Consider the following 26122-nt stretch of genomic DNA (forward strand, 5'->3'; position numbering starts at 1 on the left):
GCCAGTGGTGACATATGCCGTGTTGATTCACTTCTCAAGGGGAGCGCCCATCCACTGCACCTCCGTACCCCACGGTGCTAGCGCCAAAAAACGCTTCAAGTGTCGCTGAAGCAACTCGATCCAGGCCAGCGCGAAGCGCGACGCAGACGTATCCCTCAGGGTTGTCACGGCAACGCTGGACCGAATGGACGGTCGCTCAATGCGATGCGCAACGAGCTCGCCTGACGCTATTTCCTGCTGAACCGCGATATAGGCAAGTATCGAATACCCCTCGCCAGACTTCACCAACTGCTTGGTAAGGGCAACGCTGTCCACTTCGAGTGCAACTCTGAGCCTCACGCCATGCTGAGCCGCTGCCTGTTCAACCAGAAGGCGGTTGCTGTGGGGCATGCCGGGAAGAATTAGTGGCGTGTTTGCCAGATCTCGAATGTGGTAGCTGCGAGATCCGCCGCCGTCTCCAGGCGGTCCGATAAGCATCATGGGTTCGCTATAGAGAGGCTGGATCTGAAATGCCTCAAGGGGCGGCTGGTTGTAGACCACGGCAAGATCTACACGTCGGTCCATTACCCACTCTTGCAACGAAGTACTCAACCCTTCGCGAACATGCAACGACACATTAGGCCACTGCGTGCGAAATTCGCGCGTCAGTTCTGCGCCGATCAGCGCGCTCATCGTCGGAGGCAGGCCGACTGCCAAGTGACCTCGCTCCTCATCGGCACTTGCCCGTACCTCCTCGGCCGTTTCGTTGAGCAGGTGCGCGATCATCTCTGCGCGCTCAAGTAATCGAGCGCCGGCAGCTGTCATCCGAACCCCACGACCGTGGCGCACGAACAAGGGAACACCAATTTCGGCCTCAAGCTTCGCGATCTGTCGGCTGAGGGCTGGCTGAGCCACATAAAGCTCGGCGGCCGCTCGGCTCAGGCTGCCGGCACGGGCCACCCGAATAAAGCTACGCAGCTCCCTGATTTCCATAGCGTCTAAGGTATTCCCGTATGTTATAGCTTCTTATGATTATACGGTGTTTGTCAGCAGATCTACGTGGAACTATGCTTTTAACAAATACCGAGAATGGCGAGCAGCGTGGTAGTTCACAAAGCTGACGACGCTGTTCCGCAGTGATCCTGGCTTGATGGTCGGATCGCACCTAACGATATGAGAAGTCGGACGGCGTTTGCAGCGATCGCTGCGCGAGAACGTACTGTCGGCTCAGGAGACAACATGAAGCATCTCAAGAAGCTACACATTCAGGTCCTCATTGCGCTTGCGTGCGCGATCGCGCTCGGCCTGGTGGCGCCCGCGTGGGCAATCGCCATGAAACCGATCGGCACTGCCTTTATCGCGCTGCTCAAGATGATGTTGGCGCCGATCATCTTCTGCACCCTCGTCCAGGGGTTGGCCCACGTGCGTGATCTGCGCATGCTTGGACGCATGGGCATCAAATCGCTGATCTACTTCGAAGTGGTGAGCACGATCGCGATGGTGCTCGGCTTTGTGTTGGTCAACGTCTTTCAACCGGGCGTCGGGTTGCACGCGAGCAATCTGGCCGAAGCCGCCGACGCCGCCAAGGTCACTTCCGGTGCGCACAACGTCTCCGCAGTCAGTTACCTGCTTAGCCTGATTCCGCACACGCTGGTCGATGCATTTGCCAAGGGCGATATCGTGCAGGTGCTGATCATCTCGGTGCTGGCCGGCTTGGCTCTGAACCTGTCGGTCGGTGCGGATTCGGTGCTGTTGCGCGGAATTGACGAAGCCACGTCGGTGCTGTTCCGCATGCTCGGCTTCATCATGAAGTTGGCCCCGCTCGGCGCCTTCGGTGCGATGGCCGCAGCGGTGGGCAGCTACGGCGGCGCGACGCTCCTGTACCTCCTCAAGGTCATCATTCTGTATTACGCCGCATCCCTGATCTTCGTCTTCGGCGTCCTTGGCGCGATCAGCACCGGTATTGGTCTGCCGTTTTTCGGCGTGTTGCGCCTGATTCGTGACGAGATCCTGCTGATTTTCGGCACTGCATCTAGTGAAGTGGCCTTCCCGCGACTGATTGAGAAGCTGCGTCGTGCGGGCTGTGACGAGGCAGTGGTCGGCTTCGTCCTGCCGGCGGGCTACAGCTTCAACCTCGACGGCACTTCCATCTACATGGCTATCGCTGTTGGTTTCATTGCGCAGGCTACTGATACGCCGTTTTCTCTCTGGCAGCAGCTCGGCCTGCTGGCGATTCTCAGCCTGACCTCCAAGGGCGGTACCACCGTCGCGGGCGGTGCTTTCGTGAAGCTCGCAGCCACGCTGCAATCGATGCGCACGCTGCCGGTAGCTGGCCTCGGCCTGCTCTTCGGGATTGACCGGATCATGGCTATCGCCACAGCGCTCGTGAATGTGGTCGGCAACACCGTCGCCGTATTCGCCATCGCCCGCTGGGAAGGCGCATTCGATGCCGACGCGTTTGCTCAAGAAACCGGCGGTCACGTGCGTCCCTCGCTTCTGAAACTGTCTGCTGGCGCGCCGGATTCGGTAGCCGCTGCGCAGGCGAATTGATTCTGCCGGAACTGATCATCATGGAACTTCGTCTTCCCGCCATCGACCCGACGCAACTCTCGCCGGAGCAGCGCATCGTCTACGACGCCATTGCCTCGGGTCCCCGCAAGGGCGTGCGTGGTCCGCTCGCGGTCTGGTTGCATCGACCGCTTCTGGCTGATCGCGCGCAAGCATTGGGGCGCTACTGCCGTTATGACAGCAGCCTGCCGCCGCGACTCTCCGAGCTTGCCATCATGTGCATGGGCCGATATTGGCTTGCCGAATATGAGTGGGCCGCCCATAAGCCGTTCGCGCTGGAAGCCGGGGTTGCGCCCGAGGTGCTTGATGCGTTGCGTGACGGCAAGGCGCCGCAGTTCGTGAATCGGGACGAGGCGCTGATCTACGAATTCATGACGCAGCTTCACGCGCAACGCAGCATCGGAGATGCGTTGTATGCCGCGCTGATCGATGAGATCGGTCAGGACGGCCTGGTGGATCTTGTCGGCATCGCGGGCTACTACACGCTCATCTCCATGACTATCAAGGTCTTCAACGTGCCGGCGCCGGCTGGTGCCGCGCCTGAACTGCCCATTTCTCTGTAACAAGGATCAATCGTGCAATCGAATACTGAGCTGCAAGCCGCGCTTGCTAATGGTCGTCTGCAAGGCAAGGTGGCAATTGTGACTGGCGCCGGATGCGTCGGGCCGGGCTGGGGCAACGGTCGTGCGGTGACCGTGCTGTTTGCAATGGCCGGCGCACGCGTTTTCGCCGTCGACAAGAGTCTCGACGCAATGGAGGAAACCATTCGCCGCGTGCGTGAGGCCGGCGGAGAGGTGACGCCTTACACGTGTGACGTCACCGATTCCGTGGCCGTCAAGGCCATGGTGGCGGCGTGTGTCGAAACCTACGGCAAGGTCGACGTACTCGTCAATAACGTGGGCGGCTCCGCCTCCGGTGGTCCGGTAGATCTGCCTGAAGAGAAGTGGGAAGCCCAAGTCGCCTTCAATCTGAAGAGCGTCTTCCTGGCATGTAAGCACGTTATTCCAGAACTCGAACGTGCCGGGGGCGGTGCCATCGTCAATACGGCATCGACGTCCGGCATTCGCTGGACGGGCTCCGCGCAAGTGGCCTACGCCGCTTGCAAGGCTGGCGTGATCCAGCTCTCGAAGGTTGTCGCGGTCGAATATGCGAAGAAGGGCATTCGTGTGAATACCGTCGTTCCTGGGCAATTGCACACGCCGATGGTGGAAGTCCGTCTGGCCGGTCAGCGTACGGGCGGCGATATCGACAAGCTGCTGGAAGCCCGCCTTGCACGTATTCCGCTGGGCTTCATGGGTGACGGTCGAGATACCGCTTATGCCGCATTGTTCCTTGCCTCCGACGAGGCCCGTTTTGTGACGGGAACCGAACTTGTGGTCGACGGCGGCATGACCGCACGTTGCGATTGAGGTAGCGCAGACGTATGTCGACACATCGCGGCGTCTGGGATTGCCATACCCATATCTACGGACCTTGGAAAGCCTTCCCGCTGCCTGAGGGTGCCGCCTATCTGCCGGCCCTCGCGCCCATGGACGATCTATTGGCCATGCACGACCGCATTGGCGTTTCGCATGGCGTGCTGGTACAAGCGGCTTGTTATGGACGCGATCACAGCGCCTTGCTTGACGGTATCGCCATGACGGGGGGGGCGGTATCGCGGCGTTGCGCTCGTCGACGATGCCACCACGGACGCCGAACTGCATCGTCTCGACCAAGGGGGCGTGCGCGGCGTTCGTTTCAACTTCATGGGGCACCTGCCTGGCGAGCGCAACTTCGCTCGACTGCGTGAGACCGCGGTGCGTGTGAAGGCATTGAATTGGCACGTTCTGGTTCACGGTCGTCTCGATCAGATCCTTCCTGTGCTCGACGCGTGGTCGGATCTGGATATTCCTATCGTCGTAGATCACATGGGGCGGCAGGACGCTACGCTGCCGATCGACGAAGTCGCGATGAAGGCGTTGGAACGACACCTGGAAAACCCAATGCGCTGGGTCAAACTCTCCGGTGTCGACCGATTGATGCAAGGCGCGACACCTCCGTGGGATGCCGCCTTGCCGCTCGCGCGTCGCCTTCTCGCGGCGGCGCCCGATCGGGCGATCTGGGGCTCGGATTGGCCGCATCCGAATATTAGGGGGGATGTGCCTGACGACGCTGCGCTACTGGCATTCGTTCGCCTGGTGTGCGCCGACGAGGCTTCCGCGCAGGCGGTGCTCTGCGATAACCCGATGAAGTTGTACGCCTGAGAGAATATCGATGTCCACACCGATTGCTCTGAATTCCACGTCGAGAGACAGCGCTGAGCAAAGCGCATGCCGAAAGGCCGCGTGGCGGTTGATCCCGCTGCTGGCGTTTGCTTATTTCATCAACTATCTGGATCGCACCAACGTTGGCTTTGCCGCGTTGACCATGAACCGGGACCTGGGCCTGAGTGCATCGGCCTTCGGACTGGCCGCCGGGATTTTCTACGTCGGATACTGCCTGTTCGAAGTGCCCAGCAACCTGGCGCTTTATCGGTACGGTGCGCGTCGCTGGCTCGCTCGCATCATGATTACTTGGGGGCTGTTCGCGGCCGCCACGAGCTTCGCCGTCGGCCCGACAAGTTACGCCTTTATCCGATTGATGGCCGGCATTGGCGAAGCCGGCTTTTTCCCCGGCGTGATCTTCTATCTGACGCTTTGGTTTCCGTCGCAGTTTCGCACACGAATGATGGCCATTTTTCTAGCCGCCATTCCGTTGTCGTCGGTGTTCAGCGGCCCGCTTTCCGTCTCGATGCTGCAACTCGACGGCGTGCTCGGACTACACGGTTGGCAGTGGCTCTTCGTTCTGCAAGGTCTGCCCGCGTGCGTGCTTGGCGTGGTGTGTCTGTTCGCGCTTCCCGACGGGCCTGCGCACGCAAAGTGGCTTACCGATGACGAGCAGCGGGCGCTGCAGGACGCATTGGAGCGCGAGCGTTCAACGACGCACGAGCGCGATTTCCGCAAATCGCTCAAGGATTCGCGCGTTTGGTTGCTCGCCGCGATTCTCTTCAGCTACATCATCGGGATTCTGGGGATCGGCGTGTGGATGCCCACGATCCTCAAAACACATCATCTCACCGACATGCAGGTTGGCCTTGCAACTGCCATTCCGTACATTGTCGGCAGCCTGGCAATGCTGGCGTGGGCGCGCGTGCTCGCCAGGAAGCGTCGCTACGTCAAGCATCTCGTGCTGACGTGCGCCGTGGCGGCCATCGGCTTTTTCGCGTCGGTGGCGTCCAGCTCGTTGTTGCCCGCCATGTTCGGCCTGACAGTGGCGATTGTGGGCCTGTCGTCCGTGCGGACCTGCTTCTACAGCATTCCGGCGACCTTCCTCGACAAGCAGGCAGCGGCCGGTGGCGTCGCATTCATCAACGCAGTGGGCAGTCTGGGCGGCCTTGTCGGGCCGGCCATGGTCGGCTGGCAAAAGGACGTAACCGGATCGTTCAATGCCGGCTTGACGGGGATGGGCGGGATGCTCGTTCTCGCGACGCTGCTCTCGGCCTATCTCAAAACACAGGTCAAGGAGGCCTGACACACCATGATCGATACGTGGCAGCCCAACTTGCGTACCCCCGATCCGGCGATTCGGATCCTGGACGAGCGATTCGCGCATTACCGCTTGCCTCACGCGCGCGTCGAGCGTTTGTGGACCGGCGCGCGCTGGGCGGAAGGCCCCGTCTGGTTTGGGGACGCCCGCGCACTGTACTGGACCGATCTGCCCAACGACAGAATCCTGCGGTGGGACGAAGTGACCGAGAGCGTCATCGCCTATCGCGCCCCATCGACCAAGGCCAACGGGCTGACGCGTGATCGCGAAGGACGCCTGATTGCCTGTGAGCATGGCGAGCGTCGCGTAACGCGCACCGAATACGACGGCAGTATCACGGTGCTCGCCGAACGCTACCAGGGTAAGCGACTGAACTCGCCCAACGATGTGGTCGTCTCGCGTGACGGCGCTGTGTGGTTCACCGATCCGCCTTTCGGTCTGGTAAGCGACTACATGGGGCAAATTGCGGAAGCCGAACTGCCGGGGGGCCTCTACCGGTTGGACCCGCAGAGCGGTGAGCTCGCGTGTATGGCGGACGACATTCCGGGCCCCAACGGGCTCGCGTTCTCTCCCGACGAGACGATGCTTTACGTGGTGGCGTCACGCGCGCGTCCGCGAACGATCATGGCGTTTGATGTAGTGGGTGGAGCGGCATTGCGTCATCCGCGCGTGTTGATCGATGCGAAGGACGGAACGCCGGATGGCTTCCGTGTCGATGTTGACGGCAACCTCTGGTGTGGGTGGGGGACAGGCAGTGCCGAACTCGATGGGGTGCGGGTATTCGCGCCTGACGGATCGCCGATCGGTCACATCGACTTGCCTGAGCGTTGTGCCAACTTGTGCTTCGGTGGTCGACATCGCAATCGTCTCTTCATGGCGGCGACGTCGTCGCTATATTCCCTGTTCATCAACACACGCGGAATGACCTGATTTCTAGCAGACTCGCCGACCACCGATAAATAGAAAAGAGATACGTAGGAGACAACTTGATGATTCGTCGTCCATTCGCTCGCGCGGCTATTGCCTCTGGCATTTGTGGGTTTGCCATGTGTATGGCATCAGTGGCTGCTCAGGCTGCGGAAGTCCATGTGCTCGCCACCGGCGCGTTGCGAGCTGCCTTTGCACAGGTCGTACCGGCGTTCGAACGTGAGACTGGCAATCACGTCGATATCGAGTGGGGGCCATCGTACGGCACGTCAGCCGATGCACTGCCGACGCGGATTCGCGCCGGCGAGCCCATGGATGTCTGTTTCATGATCGGCGCAGCGCTTACCGATCACGTCAAGCAAGGATACTTCGACCCCGCGTCGCGAGTGGATCTGATGAGTAGCGGCATTGGTGTTGCCGTTGCCCCCGGTGTGGCGAAGCCGAGCGTGGTCACCGTCGACGATCTGCGCAAGACGTTGTTGGCGGCGAAGTCGGTGGCGTTCTCGGAAGGTGCGAGCGGCACCTACATCACGCAAACGTTGTTCGAGAGACTTGGGGTGGCACAGCAGATGAAATCGAAGAGCGTGCTTATCCGCGGCAAGGAACTCGTCGGCACGGCACTGGCCCGCGGCGACGCGGAGCTGGGTCTGCAGCAAATCAGCGAGTTGCGCGCTATCTCCGGCATTCAGTACGTAGGGCCGCTGCCTGCGCAAGTGCAGAAGGCCAGCGTGATTGCTGCGGCCATTGGCGTGCACGCTGGAGAACGCGCAGCGGGTCAGGCGTTCATCGACTATCTGCGAACGCCCGAAGCGCGTGCCCTGATGGCGCGCAGTGGGCTGGACCCGATCGCGAAGTAGGCGGCTCCCCCACGCATTCTCGGCGTTGCCGGTCAGCCGGACACGCTTCGCTGGCTGTTGCCCACGTTGCTCGAAGCAACGGCGGGATCGGGTGATTCAACGGCCATCGAGACGACGCATGCGCAACATTCAACTGTGCGATCGCTGATCGCCTGGGGGGGGGCGCCCATTCGGACGTGGGTCACTCGCCCGTTCACTACGTCAAAGTATGGCCCCGGCTGTTGAGCCTGCGCCGCGGGTCGCACACGGTGTTTCTATTGTCGCTTCGGGCAATTGGGCCGGAGCGCCAGGCCACCCATCGTTATTCATTCTGACTGCCAGACCATTCACTGAGGATTTGGAAAATGAACTGCATCCGTAACATCTCTGCTGCCGTCGTTGCCTTGGGCGTGAGCTTTGGGGCGCTTGCCGCTAACGTGGAACACACCCTCGTCAAGCATGACAACGTGCAGATTGACGTCATGCGCCAGGGTAAGGGTCCGTTGATCGTGATGTTGCCATCGCTTGGCCGCTCGGCACGCGACTACGACGATGTTGCGGCACGACTCGTTGCAGACGGTTTCCGCGTAGTCCGTCCTGAGCCGCGCGGAATTGGGCGAAGCGTGGGCCCGATGGAATCTCTGAACATGCACGACTTTGCGCGTGACGTCGCTGCCGTGATCGAGAACGAGCATGCGGGTCCAGCTGTCGTCGTTGGGCACGCATGGGGCAACTTCCCGGCTCGCCAGGTGGCGACGGATCGCCCGGATTTGGTTCGCGGTGTCGTACTCGTCGCAGCATCCGCCGGCAAGGTTCCGCCGGGTTCGACCGAGAAGCCGATTGGTCCGGAAATGCGCAAGGCGATTGACGGTGCGGGAGACCTTCGGCTATCGCGTGCCCAGCGCCTGATTTACCTGAAGGAAGCATTTTTTGCGCCGGGGAATGACCCGACCGTTTGGCTGGACGGTTGGCATCACGATACCCACGAGGCTGAATCGCACGCGCGAAACGTCACGCCGGTGGATGACTACTTTGCGGCCGGCAGTGCACCGATTCTCGATTTGCAGGGAGAGAGCGATCCTGTGGCTCCCCGTCGTTTCTCCATGGTGCTCAAGTCCATGTTGGGGGATCGGGTAACCGTAGTGGTCGTGCCGAATGCCGGTCATGCGTTTGCGCCGGAGCAACCGAAGGCGATGGCCGATGAAATTGCGAAGTTTGCGCGTCGCGTCTCTTGGACGAAGCAGTAACGCGGGCATTTCGATACTTGGGCTGACTTCCCTGAGGGCAGCTCACAATTTGGCCTATCTGTACGTGGAGAGTAGATCATGGTGAATGTGATTCGACGCCGACTGGTTGCGGGACTCGCGCTCGCAGGGGGAGTGGGCGTGACGCCGCTCGGCTTTGCGGCTCAGCCAGAGGAGTTTCCAAATTCAGCCGGCGCCGAGCGTCCTAAAAGCAAGGCGCCGGCACTGGCGTGCGATTCTCATGTGCACATTTACGATGACGCGTTTCCCGTGCTCAACACGGCAGCGGCCAAACCCGTGAACGCGGACGTTGCAGCCTACCGCAGGATACAGGCGCGGCTGGGGACGACTCGTACTGTCGTCGTTCAGCCCGCCAATTACAAGACGGACAATCGCGTGACATTGGCAGCAATTTCGGCGCTGGGCGCAAAGAATACCCGGGGCATTGCGGTGGTTACGCCGGATGTCACCGACGAAGAACTTCAGCATCTGCATGATGGCGGCATTCGTGGCGTCAGGTTCTCGCTGTTTCAGCCAACGGGCGCAATTACGAATGTCGACATGATCGGCGCGCTTGCACCGCGAATTCAGGCACTGGGGTGGCACGTTCAGTTACAGATGCGGGCCGATTTGATTGTGGCGAACGCACGCATGCTCAGCACGTTGGCTTGCCCCGTTGTTATCGATCACATGGGGCGACTGCCCCACCCGGTCATTGGCAGCGAAGCTCATCGAGTCATGCTGTCGCTGCTACAGCAAGGACGTTGCTGGGTGAAGGTGTCAGGCGCCTATCTGAATTCAAAACAGGGTGCCCCTGATTACGCGGATGCTAGACCCATCGCTCAATCATTTGTTGACGTTGCGCCAAACCGAATCGTTTGGGGCAGCGATTGGCCGCACCCGACGGAGCATGATCGCAAGCCGGACGATGCCCGGCTTTTCGATCTTGTCGGCGAGTGGTTTACCGACACGGCTGTGTCGCATCGCATTCTTGTCGATAATCCGGCGGAGCTTTATGGCTTTGACATGCCGAATTGATTGATGCGTGAGGGTGACGACAAAGGACTTCCGAACGCGGATCGGCAAGCCACGTGGTCGCCCTCGTCAAACGTTGACGTGCGACGAGCCGTTCTCAGATATCAAACGACGGGGGACAACCCCCCATAAGCATCGACACGTCAAATCGCCGTCATCGCTTCTCGCTCTTCCGCCGTGAGAATGGGACCATCCAGGGTAACTTGCGAGTGGTCGTCCTTGAACTTCGCAATGATCGGCTTCAGCTCGCTCTTGATGTGCTTTTCGCTGTAGCCGTTGAACAAGTGGCCAAGCAAGCCTCGGCGCAAGTCGCTGCTCCCCATGTACCAGTCGGCGATCGGGAACGTCAGGTTCATGTTGTATTTCATCATGATGCCCATGTTGTGATGGGCAGTGTGATGCCGACGAATCGTATTGATGAACGGCATGTTGCGCACGAACCAATTTTCATGGCAGTGGCAGCAGTAATGGAACGTCTCATAAATCAAATACTGGCCGACCATCGTGAGAAAGACCATCCAGCCGGCGTTCGTGCCCAGGAACAGTGAAGTCGCATAGCCCAGGGCACCGCCGCCAACGCCCAGCGTCATCAATACGCGCCACGGAAAGAAGACGATGCGGAACTCGCGCGTCGTGTCGATCGTCGACAATTGATCGCTGAAGTATTGGTGATGCTGGCGCGTGTGGCGATTGTAGATCTCGCGCAACCCCCAGACATTCACGCGGCGGTGCATCACAAAGCGATGCATGAACCACTCCACGAAGTTGCCTGCCAGGAAGACGGGAATCATCAACAGCCATTCCCACGTCGGGTGCTGCAATCGGCTGACCGCATAGACGACCGCGCCGATGGCCACGATATACATCACGACGATGTGCAACAGGCCGTTGTACATCGGACTGATGTCGGACTTGTACTGCTCTCGGAATTTCAGTTGGCGCTCGGTAATCATGGCTTGTCTCCTGCGTCTGAATGAATGGAAATCATCAAATACACAACTAACATATTAGTTATCGGAAAATAAAAGTCAACCGGATTGCGTGCATGGTTCGGAATGGCGATGGAATCGGTGAACGCCTTTCAGTTGGGCCGCGATCCGCTCGACGATATGCGAGGAGACGCGGCGGCCTGCGTCGGCTGGCCGCCGGTCACGCAACGCTACGGTGGGCGCGACTCTGCGAATCGGCGCGAGGAGCAGCCCGCCGTTCAGTGCGGGCTAGTGCGGGTTAGTGCGAAACGTCTTCAAGCGATCGGCCTTTGGTTTCCACGCCCAGCAGCAACACGGCGAGCGCTGCAATGACGAAGGAGAGGGCACCCATGGTGAAAACGCCCGCCTGGCCCCATGTGGGAAGCAGTACGCCAATGGCAAAGGGACCCGCCAGGGATCCGATGCGTCCGACGGACGACGCGAAGCCGGAGCCGGTCGCGCGCGTGCGGGTCGGGTAAAGCTCCGGCGTGTAGGCATACAGCACCGACCACATGCCGAACAGGAAGAATTGCATCATCAGCCCGGCGGCAATCAATTGTTCGATAGGGGCCTTGGTGCCAGCGGCCTGACCGTAAAGATAGGCGGCCACGGCACTTCCCAGCAGCATCAGCGCGCACGTTGGCTTACGGCCCCACTTCTCCAGCAACCACGCCGAGAACATGAACCCGGGAATCCCCGCCAGCGAGATGTAGACCGTGTAGAGCACCGATTTGGTCTGCGCATAGCCGGCCTGTTGCAGCAGGGCCCCTAGCCATGTCGTCAGTCCGTAGTAGCCGAGCAGCGCGAAGAACCAGGTGGTCCAGAGCATGACAGTCCGTTTGGCATAAATGCCGGTCCAAAGCTCGGCGAAGAGCGCCTTCCTGCCAGATTGGGCGCGAGGCGCGCTCTGCGTCAGGGTGGGCGCTGGCAACTTGCGTCCGTAGGCTTTCTCCACCTTGGCTTCGATGCTGTTCATCACATCCGAGGCTTCTTTCATACGCCCGGTGTCTTCGAGCCACCGCGGCGACTCGGGCACCATGCGCCGGATGACGAACACAAACACGGCCGGGACCGACAAGGCGATGAAAATGCCCCGCCAGCCGATCACCGGAAGCATGAAGTAGGAGAGGGCGCCGGCAACGATGAACCCGATGGGCCAAAAGCCTTCAAGGATCGCCACGTACTTGCCGCGGCTCTTGGCCGGCACGATCTCCGAGACCATCGACAGACCGATCGGGAACTCCATGCCCATGCCGAAGCCGAGAACCACGCGGTACAGCATCAGCGAATCGACGTTGTGTGCGAAGCCGCACATCAGACTACCGACGCCCCAGAAAATCATGCTGATCTGAAATACCGGCTTTCGACCGAACTTGTCCGCGAGCAGGCCCGCGATCGCGGCGCCGGCGAACATCCCAAGGAAGCTGGCGCTGGCCAGCAGCCCTGTCTGCGACGCCGACAGGCCGAACTCCGCCTTGATCGACCCGAGGACAAAGGTCATCAGACCCAGATCCATGGAATCGAAGAACCAGGCGGTGGCAATGATCGAGAACAAGGTTCTCTGGTAGCGGGTCATCGGCAGCCGCTCAAGTCGCGCCGCGACCCCAACACCCAGCCGCGAAGCGGCGGTGGACATATCCATGTTTGTGTCTCCTCCAATCTATGCTGCTAATAATCAGCTAACATGTTAGACATCGAGGCGCAAAGCGGCCGGTTGGCCCGGCCGAATTCTAATAGTGTCTTTGCGTCGCTACAGCACCGGGCCGAAGCGCTCAGTCTGCCGCGAATCTCGCTGTCGTCTCGTTTTGAAGACGGCCATGCCACGCGTTATTGATGATGTCCGCATAGCTTTCTTCAATATTCCCAACCGGGAACGCTTTCGCCAACCGAGTCACGCCGAGCGCATCGGTGAGCAAATTCTGTAGAGATGTCCGTGCGATCCCGAACGCGTTGAGATCGGTGGGAATCCCAAGCTTGCCGACCAGGCCGCGTAATTGGTGCGGCAACGCCCGCACTGCCTGGACTTCGTCGGTCGTCTGAATGCCGAACATTCGGGCAACGTCCAGAAGTTCGGCGTGCCGCGACTCGCTCATGGCGTCGATGACATAGGGCAGCACAACGGCATTCGTCGCGCCGTGAGACTTGTGGGTCAGCGCTGCCACACCGTAGGCAATGCCATGTACCGCGTTCAGACCCGCGCTGCCATAGGACATCGCTGCATAGACGCTGGCGTAGCACATGCCGACCCGCGCCTCGACATCGTTGCCGTCCCGATAACAACGCAGAAGATATTGGACGCAAAGTTGGATCGACTCGCGGGCAAACATCATGGTCAAGCTGTTGCGGCCGCTGTAGCCCGGGTCGACACTGCCGCCCCGATCGAACAGGTTCGAGTCAAGGGTGACAAACGACTCGAGGGCGTGCGTCAAGGCGTCGATGCCGGATTCCGCCGTGACTTTTGGCGGGCAGGTGAAGGTGAGGTCGGGGTCAATGGCGGCGATGACCGGGCGAAGCCGGTTGTCCATCACGGCGATCTTGATGCCGGTGTTCGTGTCGAACAGGATGGTGCCGGGTGTCAGCTCCGAGCCTGTGCCGGCCGTCGTGGGCACTGAGATATGGTCGATGACCGGTGTATCGCTCATGATGCCGGCACTGAAGTCGCGAACGGGTCGACCTGCCGCCAGTGTGACGCAAAGCGCCTTGGCAAGATCGATGTTGCTGCCGCCCCCCAGCGACACGATGTGGTCGGGCAGACGACCGTCCAGTTTGATGCGCAGTTCGGCTGTTGCACGGTCGCACAGGTCGGTGGTGGGGTCGGGCTGACCGCCGGCAAAGACCTCGACATGAACGCCGAGGCGTTCGCACGCCGTTACGTAATCCTTCACCCAAGGGGTCTGCTCGGCAAAGAAGCGATCGGTGACGAGCAATCCACGCCGATAGCCGATGCTATGCAAAAGACCCGGGAGCTTTTGACGGTAGCCACGTTCGATGATCAGTCGGGAGGGGGCGCAAAAGTGGATGCAATCGTCCAGCCTCATGAAGTCTTCTCCGGGGTGCTCGGGCATCGGGATGCCGTGTTGTATTGGGTGAGAAATTGCCGCATGGCGATGCAGACCTCTTGCGTGTTCTGCGACAGGATCGAATGGCGCGCGCCCGGAATCACTTGCAGCGTTGCGCCTCGAATTCCCTCGCACATGCGGTGTGCGTGTTCGACGGGACAGTCTTCGTCTTCGCCGCCGTGGATCAGCAGCGCGGGCACGTCGACGTGCGCCAGATTCGGGAGATGGGAAATCCGTTTCAACGCATTCCATGTCCATGACACAGTGAGCGGGTCAGCCGCGTGTGTCAGGCCCAAACGGATCTGCCTGTGCCGGATTTCGTCGATGAGGGTTGTCCCGTCGGATGCCTTGAACCAGGCAACCTCGTTCAACTGCGCCGTGCCGGACAGGAGCACGATGGCGGCTGGGGGGCAATGACGCGCCGTGCCGTTCGCCAACTGCGCCATCAACGCGAGGATGACCGAGACGCCCATGCTCCAGCCGGCCAGCGCATAGGGACGTGCGCCGACTTCCTGCTCAATTGCCAAGCTGGCAATTCGCGCGAAGTCGTCGGCGCTGCATGCGCTTGGGGCGCTTGGGGAACCCGCGTAGCCGCGACCGGGCATGTTGGGCAAGATGAAGTCGAATGCGTCCCCCAATGCGGTTGCCACCGGAACCCAGGCGTCGCTCGTGCCTTGAATCCCATGCAGGGCAACCACCGGGAAGCCATCGGGCTTTCCTATCCGACGAATATCCACCGCGTGCCCTCTCTGTGAGTAATATATTAGTTGGTTAATAATAGCATATCAGACGATGGAAGCAAGTCACTGAGGCTGAGGGAAAACTCGGGGGATGAGGGCGGGCGGGAAAGCGTCGAGCAGGGGCAGGGCTGCCCGAACCGTGGGCGCGCTGAGCGCGGTGCGCCATCGAAAGCTTGAGAGCAGGTGATATACAATTAATATTTGCTCTGAAGCATTGACCAAATGGCGACAAGAAAAGCGACGCAACGCACGGGGAAGCCGGAGACAAACGCACCGGATGACGCGCGGGAATCCATCCCGCGAGGTCGCATGGTCGACATGGCTTACGAGTGGATTGAAGAGGCGATCGTGACGTTGCGGCTCGCACCGGGTTCGACCTTGTCGGAGCTGCAACTGAGCGAGATGACAGGCTTTGGCCGAACGCCGATCCGGGAAGCCGTCCAGCGCCTGGCCCGTGAGCACTTGATCGTGGTGCTGCCGCAGCGCGGGCTACTCATTCCGCCGATGGACGTCGCCAAGCAACTGCGCTTGCTGGAGACGCGCCGTGAGGTGGAGCGCTTGATTGCCCGGAGTGCCGCGAAGAAAGCCACGGCCGAGCAGCGCGAGCACTTCACACGTCTGGCGAAGGAATTCAAGAGTTCGGCGCGCGGCGGCAAGGATGTGGAGTTCATCCGTGCCGACCGCGAGTTCAATGAATTGTGTCTGGTCGCCGCGCGCAACGAGTTCGCCGAGGGCGCGATGCGTTTGTTGCACGGACTGGCGCGCCGGTTCTGGTACTACCACTATAAGGAAGCGGCCGATCTACCCACGATGGCGCGCCTGCATGCGCAAGCCGCGGAAGCAATTGCCGCGGGCGAAGTGAAACGTGCCGGCGACGCAATCGATGCGCTGTTGGACAACATCGAGGCATTCACGCGAGCCACGGTCTTGGGCGAGCGAGCCTAATACCGGGGCCTGTCCGAAGGAGGAGGGGGCGGCGCTGCCGCCCCAGACTCAAATCGCCGACGGATGGCGAGCCAAGGGCGTCACCGAGATGTCCATGTACGGGAACAGGGGCAACTGGCTCAGCAGCGTGTGCAACTCGTCGTTGCTGTCCACATCGAAGACGCTGTAATTGGCATATTCCCCGACCACGCGCCAGATGTTTGGCCACTTGCCCGAGCGTTGCAGCGATTGCGAATACTCCTTTTCCGCCGCCTTGATACGCGCAGCCTCTTCCGCCGGCACCGTATCGGGAATCCGAACGATCATATGAACCAGGTACAGCATTTCACTCTCCTTGAATCGCGGGCGCAGTGCCCTTGACGGTTACAGGTGGGGCCACGCCGCGATGACCGTGGCATCCATTTCCCGAATTTGGCGTGACCGCCGATGCGCCTCGCGTCAGTCGAGCGCCTTGGCTAGGAACTTGCACAGCGCGGCCTCGAACTGGGCCGGCACTTCAATGTTCGACAGATGCGAAGCCGGCACCGACACCACCGTCGACCCGGCGATGGCGCGTTGCATGGCCTCGGCATCGGACACCGTCGTCACCGGATCGAACTCGCCGGCGATCAGCAGCGTCGGCACCTTGATGGACGAGATCTCATCTCTGAGATCCGAGCTCGCCAGAGCGTCGCAGCATGACGCGTAGCCTTCCGGTGCAAGCGCTGCAATCCCGGCCTGCGCGCGCGTCACACACTCCGGCTCGCGAGCGATGAAGCCCTCGGTAAACCAGCGCGACGGTGAGGACGCGGCCAACTCCGCCATCGCGGCCTTCCCATGCGCACGGACGTGCGTGGCGCGGGTAGTCCACCCGTCGGTCGTGCCGATCCGGGCCGCGCTGTTGCACACGGCAATCGCATCGAAGCGCGCCGCCGCATGCAGCCCCAGCCACAAGCCCGTGTGCCCGCCCATCGACACGCCGCAGAAGCTTGCGTGAGGCACATCGAGCGCGTCGAGCAGCGCTACGACGTCATCCCCCAATTGGTCAAACGTGTAAGGACCCTGCGTAACAACGCTGCCGCCATGCCCTCTCGTGTCATAGCGCACGACACGGAAGTCGCGCGCCAGACCCGGCACTTGCGCATCCCACATCTCCAGCGTCGTGCCGAGCGAGTTGCTCAGCACCAGCACCGGTGCCGATGCCGGGCCGGAGATGGCGACGCGAAAGCGGCCGTTTCTCGTTTCAATGTGGGTGTCGCCAGGCGTGTCGCGCGCCGTGTCGAGGATGGCGGACATACGGTGTCTCTCTCGGATCGGCGCGAATTGCGGCAACCGTGTGCCGCAATTCGATGCGCCTTAGGATTTGGATGGGAGGCCATTGGCTCGCAGGCGTGTGGTCCGTCGCAACACCTGACGGTCCGCAATGCGCAGGTCGCTCGCAGCCCCCGGCTTATTGCGCGCCGGTGACGACGCGCTGCGCGTCGCGACGATAGTGAGCGAGCTTGTCTTCGTCGATCGTGACGCCCAGGCCCACGCCGGTGGGCAGATGCAGGGCGAACTCGCGGTAGGTCGGCCGCTCGACGACGATATCGTCCTTGAGCAACAGCGGACCGAACAGTTCGGTGCCCCAGGCGAGTTGGCGAAGCGTGCAGAAGCAGTGCGCCGCCGCGATCGAGCCGATCGTGCCTTCGAGCATCGTGCCGCCATACAGCGAGACACCGGCCGCATCGCCAACGGCCGCGGCACGCAGCGTGCCGTAAAGGCCGCCGGCCTTCGCGATCTTCAACGCGAACACATCGGCACAACCGCCGCGCACGAGTTCAACGGCATCCTCGGCACCGAGGATCGCTTCGTCCGCCATGATCGGCACGACAAAGCGAGCGGCCAGGCGCGCCAGGCCGGCACGCTGCTCGCGCGGGATCGGTTGCTCGATCAGGTCGACGCCGGCGGCTTCGAGCGCGGCGATGCCCGTGGCCGCTTCCGCTTCGTTCCATGCCTGGTTGACGTCCACCGTGACGCGCGCACGGTCGCCCAGGGCGCGCTTGATCGCGGCAACGTGGGCCACGTCATCGCTTACGGCGCGCCGCCCGATCTTGAGCTTGAAGGTGTTGTGACGACGCTCGGCCAGCAGGCGCTCGGCTTCGTCGATGTCGCGTGCGGTATCGCCACTGGCCAGCGTCCAGAGCGTCGGAAGCGTCTCGCGCACCGCGCCACCCAGGAGCGTGACGAGCGGCACGCCAAGACGCTTCGCTTGCGCATCGAGCAGGGCCGTTTCCAGTGCGGACTTGGCGAAGCGATTGCCGCGCGCGATCTTATCCAGACGCACCATGGCCGCGTGCACATTGGTTGCGTCGACCTCGCTCAATGCTGGCGCGAGATAGGTGTCGATCGCGAGCTTGATGCCCTCCGGACTTTCCTCGCCGTAGGACAGCCCGCCGATCGTGGTGGCCTCGCCGATGCCTTCGATGCCGTCGCTGCAACGCAGCCTGACGATCACCAGCGTTTGCTTCTGCATCGTCGTCATCGCGAGCTGATGCGCGCGAATCGTCGGCAGGTCGACCAGAATGGCCTCGATGGAGCTGACGGTTGGTTTCATACCCGGGAAGTACAGTTGGACAGTGAATCGCAGTATGCAAGCCGCGTTATGTCCCTGTCCAAGACCGATGGCGTCTGGTTCAATACCTGCCGGGTATGGTGCCGATCAGGGTGAGCCGAGGTCCGAAGGCGGGAGGTGCTCCATGTTCCCCTCGGCGTAGAGGTCGTAGATCAATTCGAGCATGGCGCGAATATCGAGCGACTCGTCGAGCAATCGCATGCTCAGGATAATGGGCGATACGAGATTGGGATCGTCGAGTTCCTTATAGGCGATGTCGTCGCGCTTGAGGCCATTGACGCTCTGCGGCACGATGGCGATGCCTTCGCCGGCCGCGACAAGTCCCAGCGCAATCTGCAATTCCCGCGTCTCGTAGATGCGCTCCGGTTTGAGTGCGCGATCGTGGAAGGCTGCAAGCACCTGATCGGCGTAGCTCGGGCGAGGGGCTTGAGGAAAAATGATCAGCGTCTCCGACACGAGGTCATGCAGCGACAACACGAGTTTGCTCTCGATCAACGGATGCCCGAGCGGCAGGGCGACGATCATGCGTTCCTCGCGCAGCACCACACGACGAATGCTCGGATCTTCGTGACGAATGCGGCCGAAGCCGACATCGATGCGACCCTCCTTGAGTGCCTGGATCTGATCCATCGTCGACATCTCGTGCAGGCTCAACGCGACCGTGCTGTTCTCTTCGCGAAAACGTCGGATGATCTTCGGCAGCATGCCGTAAAGCGTCGAGCCGACAAAACCGACCGAGAGACTGCGATCGATCTTGCCCACGCGCCGCGTCATCGATTCGAGTTCGGAGGTTTGCGCGAGCAACTGCACGGCGTGCGAATAGAAAAAGCGCCCTGTATCGGTCAGTTTGAGCGGACGCGAGTCGCGCTCGAACAGTTGAACGCCGAGCAACTCCTCGAGTTGCTGAATCTGGCGACTGAGCGGCGGCTGTGCGATATGCAGTCGCGCGGCGGCGCGCGTGAAGTTGCGTTCTTCGGCAACCGCCACGAAGTAGCGCATATGACGCAACTCAATATTCATTTCATACCTTTCAGATATCGCGCCGATACTAAATCAGTGTTGGACGGTGCTATACCCCGTCATTATCCTGACTTCATGCTCTGCATCAGTGCTCGATTATACCTAGCGCGTATGGACGATGAATGCTTGATGCACGGGTTAACCCCAGCAAAATTCGAATAGAGGTAGGAGAAGACATGAGCGTGAAAGTATTCGACACGAGCGAAGTGCAAGCGCTGTTGAGCGCCGCTGCCAATCTCGGAAATCCCACTGGCGATGCGCGCACCAAGCAGATCGTCCATCGCTTGCTGAGCGACCTTTTCAAGGCGATCGACGACCTCGATATCACGCCGGATGAGATCTGGGCTGGCGTCAACTATTTCAACAAACTGGGCCAGGATGGCGAGGCGGCACTGCTGGCCGCGGGTCTTGGCCTCGAGAAGTATCTCGACGTGCGCATGGACGCCGAGGACCGGGCCGCCGAGATTGAAGGCGGTACGCCGCGCACCATCGAAGGCCCGCTCTATGTCGCCGGTGCGCCGCTGCGCGACGCGGTGTCGAAGATCGACCTCGATGCAGATGCCGACGCTGGCCCGCTGGTGATTCGCGGCACGGTGACCGGCCCTGACGGTCAACCGGTGGCGGACGCCATCGTCGAATGCTGGCACGCCAACTCGAACGGCTTCTATTCGCACTTCGATCCGACCGGCGCGCAATCGCCTTTCAATTTGCGCGGCGCCGTGCGCACCGATGCGCAAGGCAAGTACGAATTTCGCACGCTGATGCCGGTGGGCTACGGTTGCCCGCCGCAAGGCGCCACGCAGCAACTGCTCGACGTATTGGCCCGGCACGGCAACCGCCCAGCCCACGTGCACTTCTTCGTGACCAGCGAACCGCATCGCAAGCTTACGACGCAGATCAACATCGAAGGCGATCCGCTGATCTGGGACGACTTCGCGTACGCGACGCGCGAGGATCTGATCCCGCACGTGATCGAGAAGACCGGTGGCGCCAAGCTCGGCCTGAAAGCGGACGACTACAAGGAAATCGTATTCGATATCCAGTTGAGCCCGCTCACGCACGGCAAGGACAACCAGATCGTCCATCGCCTGCGCGCTTCGGCGGCGGCCTAACCGTTCGCCACGGCGGCGGCGCCGGCGCGCAGCCGCCTCTCTCATCGTTCCAACTTTGATACCGGCGCGATCGCTCCCTGGCGGGGTGCGCGCGCGGGGAGAGCCCCCATGTCCTCCATCACCCAAACACAAGCGCAACTGGACGCGCTGCTCGACACGGCCGTCCAGGACGACAAGCAGGCCGGCGTCTTCCGCTGCCGCCGCGACATCTTCACCAACACCGAATTGTTCGAACTCGAGATGAAGCACATCTTCGAGGGCAACTGGGTCTATCTGGCGCATGAAAGCCAGATCCCGAACAACAACGATTACTACACGACGTGGATTGGCCGTCAGCCGGTGGTTGTCACGCGCGACAAGAACGGTGAGCTGCACGCGGTCATCAATGCCTGCGCGCACAAGGGGGCCATGCTGTGCCGTCGCAAGCACGGAAACAAGGGCAGCTTCACCTGCCCGTTCCACGGCTGGACGTTCTCCAATACCGGCAAGCTGCTCAAGGTGAAGGAAGAGAAGACCACGCAGTACCCGGTGCAATTCAATACGCACGGCTCGCATGACCTGCGCAAGGTCGCGCGCTTCGAGAGCTACCGCGGCTTCCTGTTCGGCAGCCTCAACCCCGATTCGATGCCGCTCGCGGACTATCTCGGCGAGACCCGCGTGATCATCGATCAGATTGTCGACCAGGCCCCGGAAGGGCTGGAAGTCGTGCGCGGCAATTCCTCGTACGTCTACGACGGCAACTGGAAGATGCAGATGGAGAACGGCTGCGACGGCTATCACGTCAGCACCGTTCACTGGAACTACGCGGCGACCATGGGCCGACGCAAGGACGAGGGTACGAAGGCCGTCGACGCCAACAGCTGGAGCAAGTCGGTGGCAGGCGTCTATGGCTTCGATCATGGCCACATTCTGTTGTGGACCAACACGATGAATCCGGAAGTTCGTCCGGTCTACGCGCATCGTGACGAAATCAAGGCCCGCGTCGGCGACGTCAAGGCCGATTTCATCGTCAACCAGACGCGCAACCTCTGTCTCTACCCGAACGTGTTCCTGATGGACCAGTTCAGCACGCAGATTCGCGTGGTGCGTCCGCTCGCCGTCGACAAGACGGAAGTCTCGATCTTCTGCTTTGCGCCGAAGGGCGAAAGTGCCGAAGTGCGCGCCCACCGCATCCGCCAGTACGAGGACTTCTTCAACGTGACGGGCATGGGCACGGCCGACGACCTCGAAGAGTTCCGCGCCTGCCAGGCGGGTTATGCCGGTACCACGGCACTCTGGAATGACCTGTCGCGCGGCGCACCGCTTTGGATCGACGGACCGGACGACAACGCCAGAAAGATGGGACTGACGCCGCGCCTGTCGGGCGAGCGCAGCGAAGACGAAGGGTTGTTCGTCTGCCAGCACGAATACTGGGTCGAAGTAATGCGCGACGCCGTGAAGAAAGAACAAGCGGAGGCCACGGCATGAGCTTCGATTACGCAACGATTTGCGCCGCGCTGTATCGCGAAGCCCGTCTGCTCGACGATCGTCAGTGGGACGAGTGGCTGGCGTGCTACGCCGCCGACGTCACGTACTGGATGCCGGCGTGGGACGACGACGATCGACTGACCGACGACCCGCAGAGCCAGATCTCGCTGATGTACTACCCGGATCGTGGGGGGCTGGAGGATCGCGTGTTCCGCATCAAGACCGAGCGTAGCAGCGCGTCGATGCCCGAGCCCCGCACCGCACATACGGTCGCGAATGTGGAAGTGCTGGCGCAGCGCGATGACGAGGTTGACGTGCGCTACAACTTCAGCACGCTCAGCCATCGTTACAGGGCGACCGATCAATTCTTCGGCACGATGTTCGTCACGTTGCGCCGGGCCGGCGATGCGCTGTTGATCGCCAACAAGAAGATCGTTTTGAAGAACGACTATATCCGTCAGGTACTCGACGTCTATCACGTTTGACGTTGCCTATCGCATCAGGACTGGAAGTCGAGGAGGCTATATGTCCAGCTACAACGTAGCGCTCAATTTTGAAGACGGGGTGACCCGCTTCGTCGAATGCAAGGCCGGCGAAAAGGTGCTCGACGCGGCGTTTCGCGCCAAGATCAATCTGCCGATGGACTGCTCCGACGGTGTCTGCGGCACCTGCAAGTGCCGTGCCGAGAGCGGCAGTTACGACATGGGCGACGACTACATCGAAGACGCCCTGAGCGCCGACGAGAAGGACAGCGGCCTCGTCCTCACATGCCAGATGGTGCCGCACAGCGATTGCGTGATTGCGGTGCCGGCCTCGTCCACCGCGTGCAAGACCGAGCAGAGCCGCTTTGCCGCGACCGTCACCAAGGTCGAGACGCATAACGACGCGGCGGTCGTGCTGGAACTCGATGTGGGTGCCGCAGCGCCCGTGTTTCTGCCCGGCCAGTACGTCAATATCGATGTGCCCGGTAGCGGCGTGCGTCGTTCGTATTCGTTCTCGTCTGCTCCGGGAGAATCGCGTATCGGCTTTCTCATCAAGAAGATTCCGGGCGGGGTCATGAGTTCGTGGCTCGATAGCGCGCAACCCGGCAATGCGCTCGAGATGACAGGCCCGCTCGGCAGCTTCTATCTGCGAGCTGTCGAGCGTCCACTACTTTTCCTCGCGGGTGGCACGGGGCTGGCGCCGTTTCTGTCGATGCTCGAAGTCCTCGCGCGAACACAGTCGCAACAGCGCGTGCATCTGATCTACGGCGTGACGCGGGATCTTGATCTCGTCCAGGTCGAGGCGATCGAGGCTTACACGGCCAAGCTGCCGAATTTCACCTTTGCCACGGTGGTGGCGGACGCCGAATCGAAACATCCGCGAACGGGTTGGGTGACGCAGCACATTCCGGCCGATGCGCTCAACGATGGCAACGTCGACGTGTATTTGTGCGGACCGCCGCCGATGGTCGATGCCGTGCGCAAACACTTCGATGACAACGGCGTGAGGCCCAACAGCTTCCATTACGAGAAATTCACGCCCAACGCCGCAATGGTGGACGCATGACGACGCAACGATTTGCCGGCAAGGTGATGGTCGTGACCGGCGCGGCACAAGGCATCGGCCGGGGAGTCGCACTGCGCGCGTCGGCCGAAGGGGCGAGGGTGCTCTTCGTGGATCGCGCCGAATTCGTCGCTGAGGTGGCGGCCGAAGCGGCTGGCGGGGCAGGCGAGTCGGCCGGCTTCGTCGCCGATCTCGAGACCTACGAAGGCGCTGCCGCGGCCATGGCGTTCGCCAACGAGCGCTTCGGCGGCATCGACATCCTGATCAATGGCGTGGGCGGGGCGATTCGTATGCGTCCGTTCGCCGAGTTCGAACCTGCGCAGATCGACGCGGAGATTCGCCGCTCGCTGATGCCTACGCTTTACACCTGCCACGCGGTGCTGCCGTACTTGCTCAAGCGTGGCGGCGGCACGATCGTCAACGTGTCGTCGAATGCGACGCGGGGGATTCGCCGCGTGCCCTATTCCGCTGCGAAGGGCGGGGTGAACGCCATCACGCAATCGCTGGCGATGGAATATGCCGAGCACAATATTCGCGTCGTAGCGACCGCGCCGGGGGGCACCACGGCGCCGCCGCGCCGGATTCCGCGCAACGCCGCGGGCGACAGCGAGCAAGAGATCGCCTGGATGAACGAAGCGGTCGCACAGGTGACCGAATCGACGTTCTTCAAACGTTACGGCAGCCTAGACGAACAAGTCGCGCCCATTCTCTTCCTGGCCTCCGACGAAGCTGGATACATCACCGGAACGGTATTGCCTGTCGCCGGTGGCGATACAGGCTGAAGTCAGACGCTGCGAAAGCGTGGGAGGGGGCGTTGCGCAATAAGCTTGGCGCTGCCCGTCGGTCCAGGGGAGCCAGCAAAGCGAGCCGCTGCGGTGAAAGTACGACGGTTGGCATATGATGGGAGGCCTTTGACTCCCCCGGAACGATCTTCACATGCAAGTTTTCGTCGACGCTGACGCCTGTCCCTTTGCCGTCAAGGAGATATTGTTCCGGGCCGCGCGACGAGAGGAAGTGCAGGTCACGCTGGTCGCGAACCAATTCCTGCGCACGCCTCCGTCACCGTTCATCAAGGCGATTCAGGTGCCGGCAGGCTTCGACGTGGCGGATGCCCGCATTGTCGAGCTTGTCGTCCTGGGCGATCTGGTGATTACCGCGGACATCCCGCTTGCCGCCTTGGTGCTCGACAAAGGGGGGCTGGCGCTCGATCCACGCGGGAATTGGTTCACGCGTGAAAACATCGACGAACGACTGAGCATGCGCGACATGATGGATCAACTGCGCAATGCGGGCATCGAGACCGGCGGTCCTGCCCCCTTCAGCGCGCGCGACAGTCAATCGTTCGCTGGGCAACTCGATCGCTTCCTTGCCCGTCATCGCGCGTCGCGCCGGTAAGCGGTCCGTGCCGGAACGCGCAAAAAGCGCGCTTACTCCGCTTCCGAACTCGCCCGCAACAGTTCGCCAAACCGGGTGTTGCACCATCTCATCACGTCGTTGGGCTCTCGACCAAAACGCCAGAGCATGCGCACAGGCAGTTGCGGTAGGCCGAGATCGTCGCAGCGCAGTTCGTGAAGATCCTCGTACTCCGCAATATCGATGGGCAGCACGGCCCAGCCAAGTTTGTCGACTACCATGCCGGCGATCACGTAAAAACTGTCCGCCCGCCAGATCGACGGGCTCAGTTGCCACGGCGTGAAATCGTCCATTTGCAGCAGAATCTGACGGTACTTGGCCAGATCGCCGCGCGTGACCTGATCGCGGTAAGCGAGCGGATGGTCGCCCGCGACAAAGACCCCCTGTACGGCAGAGCCCACATACTTGTGCCCAAGCGCCGAAGAGATCGCGCCGCGATCCACGTGAAAACCGATGTCCGCGCGCTGCTTCTCCACATACTCGGCCACTTCCGTTGAGGTTCCGTTGAGCAACGTCAGCTCCAGATAAGCGAACTGGTGCGCGAGATCGCGCACCAGTTCGCTCACGGCCTGATACGGCAACGCTTCGTCGATCGCCAGCGACAACTGCGGCTGCTCGCCGAACGCCAGCGCATTGGCTCGATGGTTCAAGCCCTCGGCCTGACGCAGCAACTCCTTCGCCTCGAGCAACATCACCTCTCCCTGTGCGGTGAGTCTCGCGTTGCGACGGCTACGGTCGAATAGTTCAAATCCCAAATCAGCCTCGAGCAGCGAAATCGCCGAACTCAACGCCGATTGGGCTTTGCCGAGTCTTCGGGCGGCAGCCGATATCGATCCTTCCTCCGCGGCAGCCACAAAGTAGCGCAATTGCTCTATTGTCCAGTTCATTCATCCATTTTATCGATAGGTTCCAACTTTTTCTAACAGAAATTTCGCGGCAGAATCGCGCTTCTCCAATGTAGGACGCCAGATTGAATCGCCAACATAGGCGAGGCGGCAGACGACCGGATCTTCCGGTCCGGTGGTCTCGGGGACTGACCCCTTCGCGCAATGCGCACCTGCCACCCACGGCAACCCTGGAGAGATGCGGGCCCCCGGTACCCCATCC

The 26122-nt window shown here is 61.3% G+C and carries 27 protein-coding genes; 17 read left to right on the forward strand and 10 right to left on the reverse strand.

The features are described from left to right. Positions 1-27 precede the first annotated feature (27 nt). The gene (locus tag PCE31107_RS07855; protein ID WP_130026752.1) at positions 28-972 is read right to left on the reverse strand and encodes a LysR family transcriptional regulator; all 945 of its coding nucleotides are present in this window, start codon (positions 970-972) and stop codon (positions 28-30) included. A 246-nt stretch (positions 973-1218) separates the two neighbouring features. On the opposite strand from PCE31107_RS07855, the gene PCE31107_RS07860 reads away from it, so the two are divergent. The 10 genes from PCE31107_RS07860 (at position 1219) to PCE31107_RS07900 (ending at position 10156) form a co-directional block, all read left to right on the forward strand. Further along, positions 1219-2529, forward strand: a complete 1311-nt coding sequence (locus PCE31107_RS07860; RefSeq protein ID WP_150607529.1) for a cation:dicarboxylate symporter family transporter — start codon at positions 1219-1221, stop codon at positions 2527-2529. A 20-nt stretch (positions 2530-2549) separates the two neighbouring features. Then, on the forward strand, positions 2550-3110 hold the full coding sequence (locus PCE31107_RS07865) for a carboxymuconolactone decarboxylase family protein (RefSeq protein ID WP_150607531.1): 561 nt from the start codon (positions 2550-2552) through the stop codon (positions 3108-3110). Positions 3111-3122: 12 nt separating this feature from the next. After that, entirely contained in the window at positions 3123-3956 is an 834-nt protein-coding gene (locus tag PCE31107_RS07870) for an SDR family NAD(P)-dependent oxidoreductase (protein WP_246181750.1), read from the forward strand. 14 nt (positions 3957-3970) lie between these two features. Continuing rightward, positions 3971-4336, forward strand: a complete 366-nt coding sequence (locus PCE31107_RS23900; protein ID WP_217425190.1) for an amidohydrolase family protein — start codon at positions 3971-3973, stop codon at positions 4334-4336. Next, positions 4245-4790 carry an amidohydrolase family protein gene (locus PCE31107_RS23625; protein WP_281352561.1) on the forward strand — a complete coding sequence of 182 codons (546 nt, stop codon included), beginning with the start codon at positions 4245-4247 and terminating at the stop codon, positions 4788-4790. The genes PCE31107_RS23900 and PCE31107_RS23625 overlap by 92 nt, the downstream gene beginning before the upstream one ends. 10 nt (positions 4791-4800) lie before the next feature. Continuing rightward, the gene (locus PCE31107_RS07880; RefSeq protein ID WP_150607533.1) at positions 4801-6096 is read left to right on the forward strand and encodes an MFS transporter; all 1296 of its coding nucleotides are present in this window, start codon (positions 4801-4803) and stop codon (positions 6094-6096) included. 6 nt (positions 6097-6102) lie between these two features. Continuing rightward, a complete protein-coding gene (locus PCE31107_RS07885; protein ID WP_150607535.1) occupies positions 6103-7041 on the forward strand; it encodes an SMP-30/gluconolactonase/LRE family protein in 939 nt (312 codons plus the stop codon). 122 nt (positions 7042-7163) lie between these two features. Further along, positions 7164-7895 (forward strand): substrate-binding domain-containing protein, encoded by a 732-nt coding sequence (locus PCE31107_RS07890; RefSeq protein WP_240756032.1) that lies wholly within the window; start codon positions 7164-7166, stop codon positions 7893-7895. A gap of 344 nt (positions 7896-8239) precedes the next feature. Next, entirely contained in the window at positions 8240-9121 is an 882-nt protein-coding gene (locus tag PCE31107_RS07895; RefSeq protein ID WP_150607537.1) for an alpha/beta fold hydrolase, read from the forward strand. Positions 9122-9199: 78 nt separating this feature from the next. Further along, positions 9200-10156, forward strand: coding sequence for an amidohydrolase family protein (locus tag PCE31107_RS07900; protein WP_130026747.1), 957 nt, complete (start codon positions 9200-9202; stop codon positions 10154-10156). A 140-nt stretch (positions 10157-10296) separates the two neighbouring features. Here the strand turns inward: PCE31107_RS07900 and PCE31107_RS07905 are convergent, their stop codons facing one another. From PCE31107_RS07905 to PCE31107_RS07920, 4 genes are all read right to left on the reverse strand, one after another. Beyond that, the gene (locus tag PCE31107_RS07905; RefSeq protein WP_150607540.1) at positions 10297-11106 is read right to left on the reverse strand and encodes a sterol desaturase family protein; all 810 of its coding nucleotides are present in this window, start codon (positions 11104-11106) and stop codon (positions 10297-10299) included. 274 nt (positions 11107-11380) lie between these two features. After that, positions 11381-12763, reverse strand: coding sequence for an MFS transporter (locus PCE31107_RS07910; RefSeq protein WP_150607542.1), 1383 nt, complete (start codon positions 12761-12763; stop codon positions 11381-11383). Positions 12764-12893: 130 nt separating this feature from the next. Then, positions 12894-14159 (reverse strand): iron-containing alcohol dehydrogenase, encoded by a 1266-nt coding sequence (locus tag PCE31107_RS07915; protein WP_150607544.1) that lies wholly within the window; start codon positions 14157-14159, stop codon positions 12894-12896. Then, a complete protein-coding gene (locus PCE31107_RS07920; RefSeq protein WP_174966578.1) occupies positions 14156-14917 on the reverse strand; it encodes an alpha/beta fold hydrolase in 762 nt (253 codons plus the stop codon). Before PCE31107_RS07920 ends, PCE31107_RS07915 begins: the two co-directional genes overlap by 4 nt. A 312-nt stretch (positions 14918-15229) precedes the next feature. On the opposite strand from PCE31107_RS07920, the gene PCE31107_RS07925 reads away from it, so the two are divergent. After that, entirely contained in the window at positions 15230-15865 is a 636-nt protein-coding gene (locus PCE31107_RS07925; protein WP_150607548.1) for a GntR family transcriptional regulator, read from the forward strand. 48 nt (positions 15866-15913) lie between these two features. Here PCE31107_RS07925 and catC read toward each other — a convergent pair whose 3' ends face one another. From catC to PCE31107_RS07945, 4 genes are all read right to left on the reverse strand, one after another. Continuing rightward, positions 15914-16189 carry a muconolactone Delta-isomerase gene (gene catC / locus PCE31107_RS07930; RefSeq protein ID WP_150607550.1) on the reverse strand — a complete coding sequence of 92 codons (276 nt, stop codon included), beginning with the start codon at positions 16187-16189 and terminating at the stop codon, positions 15914-15916. A gap of 114 nt (positions 16190-16303) precedes the next feature. Further along, positions 16304-17140 (reverse strand): 3-oxoadipate enol-lactonase, encoded by an 837-nt coding sequence (gene pcaD, locus PCE31107_RS07935; protein WP_150607552.1) that lies wholly within the window; start codon positions 17138-17140, stop codon positions 16304-16306. Between the two features lie 154 nt (positions 17141-17294). Further along, positions 17295-18440 (reverse strand): muconate/chloromuconate family cycloisomerase, encoded by a 1146-nt coding sequence (locus tag PCE31107_RS07940; protein WP_150607554.1) that lies wholly within the window; start codon positions 18438-18440, stop codon positions 17295-17297. Positions 18441-18545: 105 nt separating this feature from the next. After that, complete coding sequence (locus tag PCE31107_RS07945) at positions 18546-19472, reverse strand: LysR family transcriptional regulator (protein WP_150607676.1); 927 nt, start codon at positions 19470-19472, stop codon at positions 18546-18548. A 182-nt stretch (positions 19473-19654) separates the two neighbouring features. On the opposite strand from PCE31107_RS07945, the gene catA reads away from it, so the two are divergent. From catA to PCE31107_RS07975, 6 genes are all read left to right on the forward strand, one after another. Continuing rightward, on the forward strand, positions 19655-20590 hold the full coding sequence (gene catA, locus PCE31107_RS07950) for a catechol 1,2-dioxygenase (RefSeq protein ID WP_130026739.1): 936 nt from the start codon (positions 19655-19657) through the stop codon (positions 20588-20590). Positions 20591-20698: 108 nt separating this feature from the next. After that, positions 20699-22057, forward strand: a complete 1359-nt coding sequence (locus PCE31107_RS07955) for a Rieske 2Fe-2S domain-containing protein (RefSeq protein ID WP_150607556.1) — start codon at positions 20699-20701, stop codon at positions 22055-22057. Beyond that, the gene (gene benB, locus PCE31107_RS07960) at positions 22054-22542 is read left to right on the forward strand and encodes a benzoate 1,2-dioxygenase small subunit (RefSeq protein WP_130026737.1); all 489 of its coding nucleotides are present in this window, start codon (positions 22054-22056) and stop codon (positions 22540-22542) included. The genes PCE31107_RS07955 and benB overlap by 4 nt, the downstream gene beginning before the upstream one ends. Before the next feature lie 40 nt (positions 22543-22582). Beyond that, positions 22583-23605 carry a benzoate 1,2-dioxygenase electron transfer component BenC gene (gene benC / locus PCE31107_RS07965; RefSeq protein ID WP_150607558.1) on the forward strand — a complete coding sequence of 341 codons (1023 nt, stop codon included), beginning with the start codon at positions 22583-22585 and terminating at the stop codon, positions 23603-23605. Next, positions 23602-24384, forward strand: coding sequence for a benzoate diol dehydrogenase BenD (gene benD / locus PCE31107_RS07970; RefSeq protein WP_150607560.1), 783 nt, complete (start codon positions 23602-23604; stop codon positions 24382-24384). Before benC ends, benD begins: the two co-directional genes overlap by 4 nt. Positions 24385-24538: 154 nt before the next feature. Beyond that, entirely contained in the window at positions 24539-24997 is a 459-nt protein-coding gene (locus tag PCE31107_RS07975) for a YaiI/YqxD family protein (RefSeq protein ID WP_150607562.1), read from the forward strand. Positions 24998-25029: 32 nt separating this feature from the next. Here PCE31107_RS07975 and PCE31107_RS07980 read toward each other — a convergent pair whose 3' ends face one another. Continuing rightward, entirely contained in the window at positions 25030-25902 is an 873-nt protein-coding gene (locus PCE31107_RS07980; RefSeq protein WP_174966579.1) for a LysR family transcriptional regulator, read from the reverse strand. Positions 25903-26122 lie beyond the last annotated feature (220 nt).

The organism is Pandoraea cepalis, assembly GCF_902459625.1.
Taxonomy (GTDB): domain Bacteria; phylum Pseudomonadota; class Gammaproteobacteria; order Burkholderiales; family Burkholderiaceae; genus Pandoraea; species Pandoraea cepalis.